Below are 16,058 nucleotides of genomic sequence, written 5' to 3'. Positions count from 1 at the left end.
CAGTTCGGTCACGCGGCTTCCGCCGGGCGATATCGCGCGGCCGAGTTCGCGCTGCTGGTGCTCATTGCAGGTATCTATTGGCATCGCTCGATCTTCAGGCGATGCGCCAGCCGCGATGTCACGAAGGTTCTCGCGGGATTGGCCGAGGCCATGGCGGCGGCGTTTCGGCCGGACGGCGGCATGCATGGATCTGGCGATCACGTGGACGGCAGGCGGGTCTCGCCGCGGGATGTCGTCAAGGTCAGGAGCCTGTTCATCTCGGACGTCCATCTCGGGACCAGGGGATGCCAGGCCGAGCGGTTGATCGACTTCCTTCGTCACCATGATGCCGAAACCGTATTTCTGGTCGGCGACATCGTCGACGGCTGGTACCTGCGCTCGAGCTGGTACTGGCCCACGGCGCACAATGCGGTCGTGCGCGAGCTGATCGAGCTCGCGCAACGGGGCGGTCGCCTGGTCTACATTCCCGGCAACCACGACGAGTTCCTGCGCGACTATGCCGGCGCGGTGTTCGGCGGCGTCGAGATTGTCGAACGGGCAATCCATCGTGGCCTCGACGGCGGCGACTATCTCGTCGTTCACGGCGATCATTTCGATCTCGTGGTGCGGCATGCGCGCTGGCTCGCGCTGATCGGCGATGCCGGCTATCGGGCTGCGCTCGCATGCAACGTCTGGCTCAACTGGATCAGGCGCCGATTTGGTTTCGGCTATTGGTCGTTCTCGTCCTGGGCGAAGTTGCGGGTCAAGAATGCGGTCAACCACATCGGCCGGTTCGAGGAGGTGCTGTCGTCGGAAGCCGCGCGCAGCAACGTTCAAGGCGTGATCTGCGGCCACATTCATCACGCGGCGCTGCACGACGATTTCGGTGTCCGCTACATCAACACCGGGGATTGGGTGGAGTCCTGCACGGGTGTAATCGAACGCTATGATGGGCAGTTTGAAATCGTCCGATGGACGGAGGCGCGAACGACGCCGGATGCGGCGGAGTTTGCGCCGCTCGCGCAGGCGGCCGCCTGATGCGCGTGCTGGTGGCAACCGACGCCTGGCGGCCGCAGATCAATGGTGTGGTCCGCTCGCTCGAATATCTCGCCAGTGAGGCGCCGTCGCTCGGCGCGGAGATTACGTTTCTGACGCCGGCCGATTTCCGCACCGTGCCGTTGCCCGGCTATCCGGAAATCCGGCTCGCGCTGCCGACGATCGGGCGTATCGCGCGCGCCATCGCGGCTGCGCGCCCGGACTCGGTGCACATCGCGACCGAGGGCCCGATCGGCTGGATCAGCCGGCACGTCTGCCAGACCCGCGGCTATCCGTTCACGACCAGTTATCACACGCGCTTTCCCGAATATCTCGCCGCGCGGCTGCCGGTCCCGCTGCGGTGGAGCTACGCGGCCTTGCGTCGTTTCCATAATAGCGGAGACGGCATCATGGTCGGCTCGGCGTCGCTCGAGCAGGCGCTGAAGGCGCATGGCTTCCGCAAATTGATGCCGTGGTCGCGCGGCGTCGATGCCGAGCTGTTTTGTCCGCGTTCAGAACGGCCGATCGCCTTCCCGGCGCCGGTGTTCCTCTATGTCGGCCGCGTCGCGGTCGAGAAGAATCTCGACGCCTTTCTCGGTCTCGACCTGCCGGGCTCGAAAGTCGTGGTCGGGGACGGGCCCCAGCGCAGCAGCTTGCAGTCCCGGTTTCCGCAGGTGCATTTTCTCGGCACGCGGACCGGCCGGGCGCTCGCCGATGTCTATGCGTCGGCCGACGTCATGGTGTTTCCGAGTCTGACCGATACGTTCGGGATGGTGATCCTCGAGGCGCTGGCCAGCGGCCTGCCGGTTGCGGCCTTTCCGGTGATGGGGCCGCTCGACGTGATCGGCAAGTCCGGCTGCGGCTGTCTCGATCACGATCTGCGCCGCGCGGCGCTCGGTGCGCTGCAGGTGCCACGCGAGAAATGCCGTGCCCACGCGCTGACGTTTACCTGGCAGGAAAGCGTGCGGCAGTTCCTCGACAATATCGGGCGGGCGCACGCCTCGCCGGCGCGCGCAGCAGCCGCGGGCGCGATGGCAGGTTGATTAGTTGCCGAGCAGCTCCGTGATCAGGCCGGCTGCCTTGATCCCGGTCCCGCTGATGATGACGACGGTGCGCTCTGTCGGCCTGATCGCGCCGCGCTCCTTCAGGACGTCGAGCGCGGCGGCGGCCGAGGCCGAGGTCGGCTCGACGAACAGGCCGGTACGCGCCATCCGCTTCAATGCGGCGACGATGCCGTCTTCGGGAATCGCGACCGTGCCGCCGCCGCTCTCCTTCAGCGCCGCGATCATCTGCTTCAGGCGCAACGGATGCTTGATCGCGGTGCCCTCGGCGATGGTCTTGCTGACCGCGCGATCGACGGGCGTGTCGACGCCGGCGGCGAAGCTGGCATCAACCGGTGAGCAATTGAGTGGTTGCGCGGCAAAGAGCCGCGGCAGCCGTGCGATCTGTCCGGCGGCGAGCAGCTCCTTGAAGCCGATATAGCAGCCGAGCAGGCTGCTGCCGGCGCCGACGGGCATGATGACATTGTCGGGCGCGGTGAAGCCGAAGTCTTCCCAGATCTCGTAGGCCAGCGACTTGGTGCCTTGCAGGAAGAACGGCTGCCAGTTGTGGCTGGAGTAGAAGATCTGCTTCGAGTGGCGGATCGCTTCCGCCTCGGATTCCTCGCGCGGGCCCTCGACCAGCTGCACCTCGGCGCCGAAGGCGTGCATCTGCGCCACCTTCATCGGCGATGTCGTCGCCGGCGCAAGGATCCTGACCCGCATGCCGCCCGCCGCGCCATAGGCCGAGACCGACGCGCCGCCATTGCCGGAGCTATCCTCCAGAACCGCGTCGACGCCGAGCTGGCGCAGGAACGACAGCATCACGGTAGTGCCGCGATCCTTGAAGCTCGCGGTCGGGTTGAACCATTCGAGCTTGAAATGCGGCCGCAGGTCGCCCCACGTCTTCTCGACCGTAGGTGTGCAGCCTTCGCCCATCGTGATCGGCTGCCTGATCTCGACCGGCAGCGCCGCGCGATAGCGCCACAGCGACCGCGTGCCGCGCTCGATGTCGTCGCGCGAGATGCCGGGCAGCGGCGTGATGAGCAGCGGCTTGCCTTCGTCGGAGCACCAGCGCGGGATATCCAGCGGGTAGAGCTTGCCGTTGAGCGGGTCGATGTAGCTGGGGGATGGCATCTCGGTTCAGTCCTCAAGGGGCGCGCCGGCCGGACATCTCGCGACCGAGCACGAAAGCCGGCAAGGTCGCAAGGTTGTCACGGACCATGATCGGGGCGGGCGCCCCTTCCGGCGGGTTCATTCCGGCCCGATTATGCCACCAAGTCGGCAGATGCACACGTGCCGTGCCGAGCAGATCGTAGCCCGATCCTGCAACGAACAGGCATCGATTGGTCGGGACCGGAAGTTCGTCGAGCGCGAGCTGATAGGGCTCTGGCTGCGGCTTGTAATAGCCGGCGCGCTCGGCCGTCACGAACACGGTGAGGGGAACGCCGAGGCGATCGGCGGCGATGCGGCCCAGCCGCTCCGAGCAGTTGGTCACGACGCCGACCGCGACGCCGGCGCTGTGCAGCGTTTGCAAGACATCGTGAACCTCGGGCCAGGGATCGAGCTCTGCATAGCGTGCGCCGAGCTCCGCAGCCCGTTCGAACGGCAGCCCGACATTGCGCGCGGCCTCGCCTACCAGATCCTCATAGGGACGATAGCGTCCGGTGGCGTAGGTGTTCCTGAGATACTCGGCGCGCCAGCGAAGGCCGGCTTCGTCGGAGCCCGCCACCTTATTCCAGAGCGTCCAGCTGTCGAGCAGCGCGGTCAGCAGGTCGAACAGAACAGCGTCATAGGCTCGAATCATGGGCTGCGCTCCATTTGCTACCATCCGCGAAACCGCTCCCATTGCCGGACCGAGCCGGAGCCGGAAGCGACGACATGGTAGCGGTCGTGCTGGGCTCCGGTCGCGCAGGCATGGTTCGGCAGGACTCGCACCTTGGTGCCGACCGGCAAAGTTACCTGCGGTGCGGTACTGCCTGGGCGGAGCGCGATGATGCCGTGCTCCTGATTGGTTTCGGTCACGATCAAATCGGGATAGGGCCGGCCATCGATGTCGCAGACGATGCCGTAGCCCTGGTCGATCGGCTGCTTCGCGGTGCCGCGATCGCGCGACAGCGCCATCCAACCGGCGTCGATGAAGGTCCAGCCGCGGTCGGCGCGATGGCCGATCACCGTCGCGAGCACCGACAGCGCGATGTCCTCGACCGCGCAGACCCCGATCCCGGCCATCACAAGGTCGAACATCACGAACACGCCGGCGCGCACCTCGGTGACGCCATCGAGCCGGCGCGCGAAATGCGCTGTCGGTGTCGAGCCGACACTGACCACGGGGCAGGCTAGGCCAGCCGCGCGCAACGCCTCGGCGCAGGCGACCGCGGCGGCGCGCTCCTGCTCGGCGGCATGCTCGAGTGCCGCCACGTTGCGGCAGGAATAGGATTCGCCGGCATGCGCCATGACGCCGCGCAGCTCCGCGCCGCCTCGATGCAACGCGTGGCCGATCTCGACCAGCAGCGGGTCGTGCGCGCCGACGCCGGCACGATGGCCGTCGCAATCGATCTCGATCAGCACGGGAATGCGGTCGTTCGTCATGCGCGCCGTCGCGGCGACGGCGTCCGCCTGCTCGATGCTGTCGAGCACCACGGCAAGATCCACGCCCTGCCGCCGCAGCGCGGCGACGCGATCGAGCTTCTGCGGCGCGATGCCGACGGCATAGAGGATGTCTTTCACGCCCGCCGCGGCAAACATCTCGGCCTCCTGCAACGTGGAGACCGCAGCCGGGCCGCCTGGGCGGTCCATCACGGCACGCGCCGCCGGAATCGATTTCGCGGTCTTCAGGTGCGGGCGCAGCGGTACGCCGAGCCGCGACAGCCGCGTCTTCAGGCGGGCGATGTTGTGCAGCATCCGGTCTTCGTCGAGCACGAGGCATGGCGTCTCGATCGCGGCAAGCGGATGCGGTGCATTCAAGGCAGGGGCTGACGACATGCGGCAAGACTAGCCGTTTCCATGCTAAGTACAATTTACCGAAGGTCATTCTTGGATTAAGGCTGAACTTAATGCTCTCGACCGACGATATCCGCTTCTTCCTGGCCATCGCCGCGGCCCGGTCGCTCGCGGCTGCGGCCCGGGCGCTCGACGTGACACCGTCGGCAGTGTCGCAACGGCTGCAGGGCCTCAAGCAGCGTCTCGGCGTCCAACTGGTCAGCCGGTCGGCCCGGCGGCTGACATTGACCGATGAGGGCGAGCTCCTGGTGCTGCGCGGCGGCACGCTGCTCGACGAGGCCGCGGAGCTGACGGACGCGCTGCAGGCGCGCCGCGGCACCATCGCAGGCCATCTGAAGATTCTTGCGCCGCTCGGCTTCGGACGCCGCTACATTGCCCCGGTCGTTGCCGGCTTCCGAACCCAGCATCCCGACATCTCGGTCGAGCTCGAACTGTCCGATCGGCCGGCGCGTGCCGCCGCGGGCGCGTGGGATGTCATGATCCATATCGGCGCGTTGAAGGATTCCACGCTTCGCTTGCTGCGCCTTGCGCCCAACGAACGCTTTCTCTGCGCCTCGCCGGCCTATCTGAAGCGCAAGGGAATGCCGGCGAGCCCACAGCAGCTTCGCGGGCATGATTGCATCGCGTTGCGTGAGAACGAGGAGGACGTGACGCTCTGGCGCTTCGCGCGCCGGCGCGCGGCGCTGGAGCCTGACGTCATCAGGATCGAGCCGATGCTGTCGAGCAATGACGGCGAGGTCGTGAAGGCCTGGGCGCTGGCGGATCACGGCCTGATCGTCAGATCGGAGTGGGATGTCGCCGAGGAGCTCGCCTCCGGCCGGCTGGTGCGGGTGCTGTCGAACTTCCGCCTGCCGCCGGCCGACATCGTTGCGCTGCTCAATCCGGGCCGCGGTGGCCGGGCGAGGCGCACGCAAGCTTTCGTCGAGCATCTGCGCGCCGCGCTCGCGCCGCCGCCATGGCGCGGCAGGCCGCGCTGACAGCGACGCAATCGCTCACGCCGCGCCGGCTTGCCTGCTCAGATAGCTCCTGGCAAAGTCGAGATACCAGTCGAGGCAGCCGGGATTGGCCATCGCATCGCGGTTGATGACCTTCTCGACGGGATGGCCAAGCAACAGCTTCTTGACCGGCAGCTCCTGCTTCTTGCCCGACAGCGTGCGCGGAATTTCCGCGACGACGAAGATGTCGTTGGGCAGGAATCGGCGCGACAGCCCGGCCTCGACCGCCTTGTTGATCTTCGCCTTCATCGCAGCATCGAGGGCGACGCCCTCGCGCAGTACCACGAACAGCGGCATGTAGCTGTCGCGGCCGAGATATTCGAGGTCGACAACCATCGAATCCAGCACCTCCGGCAGCGCTTCGATCGCCGAATAGAGCTCGCTGGTGCCCATCCGCAGTCCGTGGCGGTTGATGGTCGCGTCGCTGCGGCCGTAGATCACGCAGGAGCCGTCGGGATTGATCTTGAGCCAGTCGCCATGCCGCCACACCGGGCCGCGGCCGCTTCCGTCGAAATTGTCGGGATAGGTCTCGAAATAGCTCGCGATGTAGCGCGTATTGCCGGGATCGTTCCAGAACCGCAGCGGCATCGAGGGCAGCGGCTCGGTGCAGACGAGCTCGCCGACCTCGTCGATCACGGCGCGGCCCTGCTCGTCAAACGCATCGACCGCGCAGCCGAGCAGGCGGCACTGCATGATGCCGGGGGTCTGCGGCAGTTCGCGATTGCCGCCGATGAAGGCGCCGGCGAAATCGGTGCCGCCGGAGATATTGGCCCACCACATATCGGCCTGCGCGGCGTTGCCGTTGCGCTTCGAGAGCGCGGCGAAGCGTTCGTTGAACCAGGCCTGCGTGTCGGCTGAGAGCGGCGAGCCGGTCGAGCCGAGCGTGCGCAGGGCCGAAAGGTCGCCGACATCTGCGAGATCGATCTCGGCCTTGGTGCAATTGGCGAAGAACGCCGCGCCCGCGCCGAAGAAGGTCGCCTTGGCATCGGCGACGAAGCGCCACAGCGTGGTCCAGTCCGGCTTGTCCTTGGTACCGCCGGGACTGCCGTCGAAGATGCAGCAGGTCGTGCCGTTGAGCAAACCGTTGGCCTGGCAATTCCACATGATCCAGCCGGTCGACGAGTACCAGTGGAAGCGTTCGCCGAACGAGTTTTGCTGATAGCTGCAGCCGATGTCGTTGTGCAGGGTCGCGAGCGGCAGCGCCACGACGATGATGCCGCCATGGCTGTGCAGGATCGGCTTCGGCAATCCCGTGGTGCCCGAGGAATAGACGATCCAGAGCGGATGATCGAACGGCAGCCATTCCGGCTCGAAGGCGTCGATCTCGGCGCTGCGGCCCGCGAGGATGGACGACAAACGAGTCTCGGACGGCGCGGCATCGCTGTGCAGGATGACATGCTCGACCGTCGGCAGCGCGCGCCGCAATTCCTCGATCACCGGCTTCCGGTCATGGCGCTTGCCGGCATAGGTCACGGCGTCGCAGGCGATCAATACCTTGGGCTCGATCTGCTTGAAGCGGTCGATCACCGCGGGTGCGGCCATGTCGGGCGCGCAGACGCTCCAGATCGCACCCAGGCTCGCGGTCGCCAGGAACGCGATGATCGTCTCGGCGATGTTCGGCAAGTATGCGGCGACGCGGTCGCCGGCGCGGACGCCTTGGGCCCTCAGGTGCAGCGCAAGCGCTGCCGATTTGCGCTGCAGCTCCGGCCAGCTCGTCTCCGACAGCTTGCCGTCCTCGCCGCTCGAGATCAGGGCCGGCAAGCCGGCGGCATGCGCCGGCGCGACGTGCCGGAAAACCTGGCGCGCATAATTCACCGAAGCGCCGGGAAACCACACCGCGCCCGGCATCTTGCGCTCGGCCAGCACCACCGAATGCGGCGTCGGCGAGCGCAGGTCGAAATAATCCCAAACGCTCTGCCAGAAAGCGTCGATTTCGGTCACCGACCAGCGCCGCATCGCCTCGAAATCCGCGAACTCAAGGCCGCGCGTGTCCTTCAGCCATTGGCGGTAAAGGGTCATTTGCGGGACGTAAGGTGCTGTCATGGGCGTTTCCGGAATCTCTTGTGTTTATGGCATGCGTGATCGAGGCAAGCCTTCGTGTCTTAACATAGGGATGCGAGCACGGGGAACGCAGTCGCGCGGCAAGCTGGCGTCATATTCTTACCGCCGTCGCAGCGTGCTATTGCGTTCGGTGCGGGGCTGATTCCATGCACATCCGATAGCGAGCGGCCATGTCCGTCGGCGAACTTTTCATCCTCGGCTTCTACGGCAAGGTCATTCCGCCTTGGCTGAAGCAATTTGCCGCGCAATTCGGGCTCGGCGGGGTGATCCTGTTCGATTACTCGTGCCAGACCCGGCAGTACGACAACAACATCGCTTCGCCCGCGCAGGTGCAGTCGCTGTGCGCCGAGATCGCGGCGCTGCCGTCACGGCCGCTGGTCTTCATCGACCAGGAGGGCGGCCTGGTGCGCCGGCTGAAGGAGGGCCTCGGCTTTCAGCCGCTGCCGAGCGCGAGGGATTTCAACCGGCTCGCGCATGCGGACAAGCAGGCGATCCTGGCCGCAAGCTACGGCGAGTTGCGTCGGCTCGGCATCCGCTACAATTTCGCGCCGGTCATCGACGTCGATTACAATTCCGACAATCCCAACATCGGCAAGATCAAGCGGTCCTATTCGTCCGAGATCGGCGAGGTCGAAGCCAACGCCCGCCTGGTCGACGCTGCGGCGCGGCAGGCACGCGTCGGTCTTTGCCTGAAGCATTTTCCGGGCATCGGCGGTGCGCACGTCGATTCACATCTGGAGTTCATGGACATCTCCGATTCGCTGCGGCCGGAGCAGGAAGAACTGTTCTACGCGCTGGCGCCGCAGGTCTTCGGCGATGCGGTGCTGGTCAGCCACGCCATTGTCCGCCAGTGGGACACGCAGCATCCGATGACCCTGTCGTCGGCGGGGATCGACCGGCTTCGCCGCCGGCTGCCCGATACGCTGCTGATCACCGACGACATGCAGATGCAGGGGCTGCAGAAGGCGCTCGGCACCAGCGCGGCCAGCCTGCAGGCGATCGCCGCCGGCATGGATATGATCTGCATCGGCAACAATCTGCTCGACCAGGAGCAGGCGATGGCCGGCATCGCGGCGGCAGTCGCGGGTGCGGTGCGGGACGGATCGCTGGATCAGGCCGCGCTACGCCGATCCATTGCGCGGGTGCAAGCGCGCAAGGCACTGCTCGCCTGATCGTATTGAACCAAATTCTGCGCCGGGCGACCACAAGGAGCGGAACCAAACTTCATTACCGCGATTTAACAAAGACGCTCATCGGGGCTAACAACCATGAAGATGCTCAAGCGTCTCTTCCGATTGACCTGGCTACGCCGCGTCGCACGCAGCCCAGCCGATTTGCCGCCCGCCTGCATCGATCCCGACGAATTCACCCGCCTGCTCTGCAGCGGGCGTCGCGAGGATTTGCGGACACTGGCCAAGCGGCTGAGCCAGCGCTCGCGGGCCCACGCCTAGGCCGTGGAGCAGTTCATTCGTGCGCCGGTTCACGCCGGACCCGGCAACGCGGCGCGGCCGCGATGCCGGTCGGTTCTCATGCGATCGATCTATTGCTTCGCCCTCTCGTGATTGCCGATCCCGACGGCCTTGTAGTCGTAGGTCGGGTAGAACTCGGTGTGGTAGGCGCCCCAGGCGCTGTTCTCGATGACACCATTGACCTCGCGCAGGCGCGAGGCCGGCAGCCGCAGGGTCACCACCTGGCCGACCCCCATCATCACATACCAGCTCACGACCTCGACACCTTCGGGCGGAAACGCCTTGTAGAAGCCCTGCCGCTCGAGTTGTGCATTCAACTCGCTGAGCGGGCGTGACTGATCATGCTTGAAGAAGATGGTGACCATGATCGCGTTGTCCGACGTCGGTTCTGCGTTGCCGGTCGGCGTGGTCTGGGCCCGCGCGCCGCTGCCGGACAGCAGTGCTGCGGCCAGCGCCGCAATCGCCATCCAGGATCCATTCCGCCCTCGCTTCATTGTCGTGCCCGTTTGTTGTTGCTCGAGACGCGGCGATCATCGCGGCGCATGCCGGGGCTGTAAATTGACATTCGCCTGACCCGCGGAGGCGTGGAGCATTTTCGGTTCTGATAGATTCAGAACCGAAGCTCCAGTTTGTCGTCTTGCCGCGTTTTGTTGACACGAACCGGCGTCCACCCCGCATCAAGTGCGGGGCAGGCTTCGCTCGAAAACGCTCTGGCCCGATGTGATCCGTCTCATACGCGCGTCGCCCGGCGTGCGGTAAGCCGATGCGATCCCGATGCCCGGAGGGCCGGTCGATGACGACCCGGCGAATGGCGTATTGGTGGTTCAGGATCGTCCTTTCGGGACGCTTCCTGGACAAGTTCCTTCGGCTCCGGCGCTCTTGATGTTCCAGGGGGCGGCCCGAGTCCCGCCCATTGCAACCTGAGCCCAGCGGGCGGATGTGGGTGCGGACGCGCCCCCGGAGCGCCTGGGAAGGGTAGAGCCCCACCCGTGCGATCGCGGAGCTGAAACGCCTCGGCGTCCCGTAAGAATACCGTCCTTCGCCTCCAACAAGCGAGATTCGTTGCCAAATCAGTGGTAATCTGCGCCTGCTTGGCAGGTCGGGGCCCGAGGTCACAGTTGCGTCACCCGTAGTTTTACGGAGTCCCGTGTTAACGCGGCCACAAGTTCACCTTCGGTAAACCATACTTATGACGCAACATGACAACCGAGCCGAGGCGCGCCTTCCGACGTGGATGGGCGGAACCGCGACGCTCGAGGCGCAGCCGCCCGAGATTCCGGGAGCCGCTGCGCCGCGAGCGCAGGCGACCGCGGACGCCGGTGTGGCGATCGTCCGGCAGTTCAATGGGCCGGTGACGGCGCTGCTGCTCTACATGAACGAGCTCAAACAGCACAGCCAGCAGTTCGCGCATGCGCCCGGCAACGGCGTCTATCTGCGGCAGGTGATCGAGAACGCGCTCGAGCAGACCGAGCGGGTGTCCGCGATGCTGAAGCAGATCTCCGATCTCTATCCGAACGCGCTTCCGGCAACCGATCTCAGGCCACAGCTCGACGACAAGCCGGCAGGCGCCCGATCACCCGATGTCATGTTCACACCGGAGGCAGGCCGCAAGCCGCTGACCAAGCGCGAGCGTGAGGTGCTCAGCCTGATCAGCGACGGCTATTCCAACAAGCAGGGCGCGCTGCGGATGAACATCAGCCCGCGCACGTTCGAGAGCCATCGTGCCGAGGCCATGCGCAAGCTCGGTGCGCGCAACACCGCAGATTTGGTCCGCAAGGCCTTGTTGCATTCCGCATAGAGCGTTTTCAAGCCGAGCCTGCCCAGCACTTGATGCGGGGTGGGTGCCGGTTCGCGGTTCTCAGAAATCGTCTTCCGCGGCGAAGCACAGGCGCGGCGCGAGCCGCGCGGCGGAGGCGGCTGTCTTCGGCTCGTCCGGAACGATCGTGACCACCCATGCCGCCGTCGCGCCGGACTTGCTCTCGACGATCGCGCGCACACGCCCCGTCACTATCGCGCCGGCGGACCTGACGGTGGCGGGCCGGCCGTTGAACTGGGCCATGCGGAAGCGCCGGGCTTCCTTCCGGTCGGTCGTCTCGTACGTGAACATCGGCTCCCCCGTGCGTCGATGCGACTTTGCGGATGTAGCGTTATCCGACGGTGAAAATCGTACGCCGTAGAAGTACGGCTTGTACGCCGGCGGAGCGTTTTCGCGGGAAGCGGGTAGCGGTTCGCGCGAACAAGACGCGTCAAGACTAGCAAGCTCTAGCCACCGGTTTGCTGGCAACTCAGCAGCCGGGCATACTGCGCCTTGACCGTGGCGTAGCATTCGCACGCGGTCCGGATCAGTCCATCCGCATTGGTGATCTCGATATGGCCGCGGCTGTAGTGGATGAAATTCGCCTGTTGCAGGGTATGCGCGACCAGCGAAACGCTGTTGCGCCGTGCGCCGATCATCTGCGCCATCGCCTCCTGCGTCAAAGCGATCTTGTTGCTGCCGGAGAGATCGCGCACGTGCAGCAGGCATCGCGCCAGCCGCGACTCCACGGTGTGCGCGGCATTGCAGCCGGCGGTCTGCTGAATCTGGGCATAGACGGCGAGGCCGTGCCGCATCAGCATCGCGCGCAGAGTCGGGCTCTGGCCAGCGGCTGCCCGCAAGGGTTCGACCTCGATCGTCGAAGCGACTCCCGGTACCAGCACCACGGCGCTGTTCAGCGTGGGAGCTTCACCAAGCCCCGCGAACGCGCCATAGATGCTGTCGCGGCCGACCATCGCGATCTGGACACGCTCGCCTCTTGCCAGCCTCACCACCAGCGAGATCACCCCCTTGTGCGGCATGTATGTCCGCTTGAGCATCTCGTCGGTCTCGATCAGGACCGAATCGGCGGCGAGGTCGACCATCCGCAAATGGGGCCGGATCAGCCCAAAATCGCTCTCCGAGAGCGAAGCCAGAAATCCGTTAGGAGATCGCGGAACCGTATCCAAAGCAACCTCCTGCCTTCCGGCAAAGCTTGTCTCTGGTCATCGAGGCTGACGCGTGCAACTTGGCCTTCCTGCAACTTATTCTGGCATGTCCTGGTTCCAATGGAAACATATCTTGGTTCCATTAGGAACAGCTATCGCCACAGGATCGCGTTTGTGTTGCCTGGCAAAATCAATTGAGCGTGCGCGCTCCCTCGATCAATCTTCCGGCCCGATCAATTGTTCGGCGTGCGCCCTGACGGTCGCATAACATTCACACGCCGCCTTCCGCAGGCCCTCAATATCTGTGATCTCGATATGGCCGCGGCTGTAGCGCAGGATCCCGGCCTGCTGAAACCCATGCGCGACGATCGAAACCGCGTTGCGCCGCACACCGATCATCTGCGCCAGCATCTCCTGGGTCAGCGGCAAGGCCTCGCTGCCGCACAGGTCGCGCGCGCGCAGCAGCCAGCGCGACAGGCGCGCCTCCACCGGGTGCGACACGTTGCAGGCGACGGATTGCTGGGTCTGCGCCATCAGCGCCTGCTCATAGAGCGCAACAAGGGTCCGGAACTCCGCGCTGCGATTGGCGGCCTCGCGGAAATCTTCCGCGCGCAGCATCGAGGCCGTGCCCGGCACCACGACAATCGCGTCGGCGAGCAGCGGCCGCTCGTGCAGGGCGGCGGATGCGCCGACGATGCCATCACGACCGATGGTTGCAATCTCAACGGACTGCCCGTCGGATAGATTGACCATCATCGAAACCACGCCGCCGTGCGGGAAATAAACCCGCTGCACCGGCGCACCGGCGTCGGCGAGCACCGTTTCCTTGGTCAGGTCGACGGTTTCCAGAAGGGGATGAAGTTGCGCGTATTCCGTGGAGGGAAGTGCTTGCAACAGGCGATTGGGCGGACGCGTTACCGCGGACATTGGAGCTCCTGCCGAGGGCGGGAGCACTATGGTCTCGCATCACCTACTCTTGGCGTGTGGAGTGCGAACATAGCTTGCCTGTCCAATAGCACAAGGGTTGTGGTGCGAACTCTATACCCTCTAGGGGGCAGACGGCCGGCAATCGCGCCGGCCCGCGCGGTGCTTGAGGCGATTTGCATGCCGCAGATCCCGGCCGAGACAGTTGCGGCATTGTCTCGCATTTATTGATTTCCATTAACTCTGACGCGGACCGAAGCATGCGTCGTCGCGCTTGCCGCTGCGGATATCGAAGCGCGCGGCCGCCAGTGCGCGCAGGTGGGCAAGTCCCGCAAAGCCGAGGACAAATTCGCTGTCACGAGATTTGATCCGGCGACGACTCCGCGCCGTTCAACGAGGCGTCTGCGCGACGCCCGCATCATTACCGGCAAAGCCGTTCTGGGTATTTGTACGGAGCAGCCCTTTAACGAACGGGTAGCGCGGACGGACCAGTGTGGCAGCGGTCGCCGTGCGAAATTTACGGCGTCGCGTCAATCGTGTTCATCCAGAAGGGTACCAGTATGTCCGGCATCGTCCTTTCGTCATCGGTCCGTCAGAACCTGCTTTCGCTGCAGTCGACGGCCGACCTGCTCGCCACCACGCAGAACCGCTTGTCGACCGGCAAGAAGGTCAACACCGCGCTCGACAATCCGACCAACTTCTTCACGGCGCAGTCGCTCGACAACCGCGCCAGCGACATCAACAATCTGCTGGACGGAATCGGCAACGGCGTGCAGGTGCTGCAGGCCGCCAACACCGGCATCACCTCGCTGCAGAAGCTCGTTGACAGCGCCAAGTCGGTCGCCAACCAGGCCCTGCAGGCCGCGGTCGGCTATTCCCAGAAGTCGCAGGTGACGACCGCCGTGGTCACCGGCGCGACCACCGACGATATCCGTGGCACCGCCACCTACAGCAATGCGACCCTCGCTGGTACGGTCGTCAACAACAATCTCTCGACACCCGTGCCGATCACGGCAGCCACCAAGCTCGTCACCGCGGCCAACTCCGACAGCCTTGCGGCGACCCCGACCGGTACGATCAGCGTCAACGGCAAGTCGATCACGTTCTCGACCTCGCAGACCACTTCGACGACCGATTCGTCCGGCAACGTCACCCTCGGCACCGGCGCGGGCAGCACGCTGACGGTCGGCGACCTGCTTACCGCGATCGACGGCATCACCGGCACGGCCACCGCCTCCACGGTGTCGGCTGGTGCGCTCCAGATCAGCACCGGCACCAACCAGGACCTCAACATCTCCGGCTCGGGTCTCGCTGCTTTCGGCCTTACGGCCACGACCAAGGCACGCACTGTGGCGACGCCGTCGCCGCTGGACGGCTTGACGCTGACGATCGGCGCGACCGGCAACGGCAAGGCCACCAACATTACGTTTGGTAGCGGCGCGGGTCAGGTGAAGTCCCTCAACGACCTGAACAACGCGCTGTCGGCGAACAACCTGCAGGCGTCGCTCAGCGCCGGCGGAGCGCTCACCATCAGCACCACCAACGATGCTGCGTCTTCGACCATCGGCACGATCGGCGGCACGGCAGCTGCTTCCGGCAAGCTGTTCAACGGCCTTGCGGGCAGCGCCCCGGTGCAGGATCCGAATGGGTTGTCGAACCGCGCCAACCTGGTCAACCAGTACAACAACATCCTGGACCAGATCACCACGACCGCCCAGGACGCCTCGTACAACGGCATCAACCTGCTCAATGGCGATCAGCTCAAGCTGACCTTCAACGAGACGGGCTCCTCGACGCTGAAGATCCAGGGCGTTACCTTCGATGCCTCCGGCCTGAACCTCACCAAGCTGACCGCCGGCACGGACTTCATCGACAACGCTTCGGCCAACGCCACGCTGAAGACGCTCAACAGCGCGAGCGGCCTGCTGCGCACCCAGGCTTCGACCCTCGGTTCGAACCTGTCGATCGTGCAGATCCGCCAGGACTTCTCGAAGAACCTGATCAACGTGCTGCAGACCGGCTCGTCCAACCTGACGCTGGCCGACACCAACGAGGAAGCGGCCAACAGCCAGGCGCTGTCGACCCGCCAGTCGATCGCGGTGTCCGCGCTGGCTCTGGCCAACCAGTCGCAGCAGAGCGTTCTGCAGCTGCTCCGCTAAGCGTAGCGCGACAGACAACGACTATCGAGGCGGCGGAGGAAACTCCGCCGCCTTTGCTTTTGGGTTCGCTTAACCATGCCGCCGGTTTCAACCCATGGGCGATCGCGCTCTGTTAATGGCAGCCGCGATGGCCGCCTGTTTTGCTGGACTTGAGCGTCCCCGATCTCATTTGGTTCAAATTGCGAGTGCCGGTGGAACGAGCTCTTTCCCGTCCGGGTGGTAAGGCCTGTCGCTGTGCGATGGGCTGTGATGTCGTGATGCGTCGTCCAATTGCTTGAAGGGCTTCGTCCGTATTTGCACGGACGGCGAAATTAACGTCGCTGTGAAGCCGGCCAAGTTATCGATGCGAGGCGAGCGTTCCGTAGCACCTTGAGGGGACCGATTCATGGACGATCTGTTGCGCGAGTTCCTGACGGAGAGCAGCGAGAGCCTGGA

The 16,058-nt window shown here is 65.2% G+C and carries 15 protein-coding genes; 7 read left to right on the top strand and 8 right to left on the bottom strand.

Annotated elements, in window-relative coordinates; all coding sequences use genetic code 11:
- The first annotated feature begins 180 nt into the window (after window positions 1-180).
- A complete protein-coding gene (locus tag CO675_RS32600) occupies window positions 181-1,017 on the top strand; it encodes a UDP-2,3-diacylglucosamine diphosphatase (RefSeq protein ID WP_097675957.1) in 837 nt (278 codons plus the stop codon).
- Window positions 1,017-2,057, top strand: coding sequence for a glycosyltransferase family 4 protein (locus tag CO675_RS32595; protein WP_097675955.1), 1,041 nt, complete (start codon window positions 1,017-1,019; stop codon window positions 2,055-2,057). The genes CO675_RS32600 and CO675_RS32595 overlap by 1 nt, the downstream gene beginning before the upstream one ends.
- Here CO675_RS32595 and CO675_RS32590 read toward each other — a convergent pair whose 3' ends face one another.
- From CO675_RS32590 to CO675_RS32580, 3 genes are read right to left on the bottom strand one after another with little or no spacing between them, the layout of a single operon-like run.
- Window positions 2,058-3,188, bottom strand: coding sequence for a threonine synthase (locus CO675_RS32590; RefSeq protein WP_097675869.1), 1,131 nt, complete (start codon window positions 3,186-3,188; stop codon window positions 2,058-2,060). It abuts the gene before it with no gap.
- 13 nt (window positions 3,189-3,201) lie between these two features.
- Window positions 3,202-3,858 (bottom strand): HAD-IA family hydrolase, encoded by a 657-nt coding sequence (locus CO675_RS32585; protein WP_097675868.1) that lies wholly within the window; start codon window positions 3,856-3,858, stop codon window positions 3,202-3,204.
- A 17-nt stretch (window positions 3,859-3,875) separates the two neighbouring features.
- Entirely contained in the window at window positions 3,876-5,036 is a 1,161-nt protein-coding gene (locus tag CO675_RS32580; protein WP_097675867.1) for a DSD1 family PLP-dependent enzyme, read from the bottom strand.
- 71 nt (window positions 5,037-5,107) lie between these two features.
- On the opposite strand from CO675_RS32580, the gene CO675_RS32575 reads away from it, so the two are divergent.
- Window positions 5,108-6,031, top strand: a complete 924-nt coding sequence (locus tag CO675_RS32575; RefSeq protein WP_097675866.1) for a LysR substrate-binding domain-containing protein — start codon at window positions 5,108-5,110, stop codon at window positions 6,029-6,031.
- A 15-nt stretch (window positions 6,032-6,046) separates the two neighbouring features.
- On the opposite strand, the gene CO675_RS32570 is transcribed toward CO675_RS32575, so the two are convergent.
- Window positions 6,047-8,092 carry an acetoacetate--CoA ligase gene (locus tag CO675_RS32570; protein WP_097675865.1) on the bottom strand — a complete coding sequence of 682 codons (2,046 nt, stop codon included), beginning with the start codon at window positions 8,090-8,092 and terminating at the stop codon, window positions 6,047-6,049.
- A gap of 188 nt (window positions 8,093-8,280) precedes the next feature.
- On the opposite strand from CO675_RS32570, the gene CO675_RS32565 reads away from it, so the two are divergent.
- Window positions 8,281-9,282, top strand: a complete 1,002-nt coding sequence (locus tag CO675_RS32565) for a glycoside hydrolase family 3 N-terminal domain-containing protein (RefSeq protein ID WP_097675864.1) — start codon at window positions 8,281-8,283, stop codon at window positions 9,280-9,282.
- Between the two features lie 96 nt (window positions 9,283-9,378).
- On the top strand, window positions 9,379-9,561 hold the full coding sequence (locus CO675_RS32560) for a hypothetical protein (RefSeq protein WP_097675863.1): 183 nt from the start codon (window positions 9,379-9,381) through the stop codon (window positions 9,559-9,561).
- Between the two features lie 89 nt (window positions 9,562-9,650).
- On the opposite strand, the gene CO675_RS32555 is transcribed toward CO675_RS32560, so the two are convergent.
- Window positions 9,651-10,073 (bottom strand): hypothetical protein, encoded by a 423-nt coding sequence (locus tag CO675_RS32555; RefSeq protein ID WP_097675862.1) that lies wholly within the window; start codon window positions 10,071-10,073, stop codon window positions 9,651-9,653.
- 695 nt (window positions 10,074-10,768) lie between these two features.
- Here CO675_RS32555 and CO675_RS32550 point away from each other — a divergent pair.
- Complete coding sequence (locus tag CO675_RS32550; RefSeq protein WP_097675861.1) at window positions 10,769-11,377, top strand: helix-turn-helix domain-containing protein; 609 nt, start codon at window positions 10,769-10,771, stop codon at window positions 11,375-11,377.
- 60 nt (window positions 11,378-11,437) lie between these two features.
- Here the strand turns inward: CO675_RS32550 and CO675_RS32545 are convergent, their stop codons facing one another.
- The 3 genes from CO675_RS32545 to CO675_RS32535 form a co-directional block, all read right to left on the bottom strand.
- Window positions 11,438-11,686 carry a hypothetical protein gene (locus tag CO675_RS32545; RefSeq protein ID WP_097675860.1) on the bottom strand — a complete coding sequence of 83 codons (249 nt, stop codon included), beginning with the start codon at window positions 11,684-11,686 and terminating at the stop codon, window positions 11,438-11,440.
- A gap of 155 nt (window positions 11,687-11,841) precedes the next feature.
- Complete coding sequence (locus tag CO675_RS32540) at window positions 11,842-12,561, bottom strand: Crp/Fnr family transcriptional regulator (protein WP_097675859.1); 720 nt, start codon at window positions 12,559-12,561, stop codon at window positions 11,842-11,844.
- A gap of 195 nt (window positions 12,562-12,756) precedes the next feature.
- A complete protein-coding gene (locus CO675_RS32535) occupies window positions 12,757-13,467 on the bottom strand; it encodes a Crp/Fnr family transcriptional regulator (RefSeq protein WP_245453025.1) in 711 nt (236 codons plus the stop codon).
- Window positions 13,468-14,024: 557 nt separating this feature from the next.
- On the opposite strand from CO675_RS32535, the gene CO675_RS32530 reads away from it, so the two are divergent.
- Window positions 14,025-15,623 carry a flagellin N-terminal helical domain-containing protein gene (locus CO675_RS32530; RefSeq protein ID WP_097675857.1) on the top strand — a complete coding sequence of 533 codons (1,599 nt, stop codon included), beginning with the start codon at window positions 14,025-14,027 and terminating at the stop codon, window positions 15,621-15,623.
- Window positions 15,624-16,058: the final 435 nt, after the last annotated feature.

Origin of the sequence: Bradyrhizobium sp. C9 (genome assembly GCF_002532045.1) — a bacterium.
GTDB lineage: Bacteria > Pseudomonadota > Alphaproteobacteria > Rhizobiales > Xanthobacteraceae > Bradyrhizobium.
This window is presented reverse-complemented; position numbering and strand designations above follow the sequence as displayed.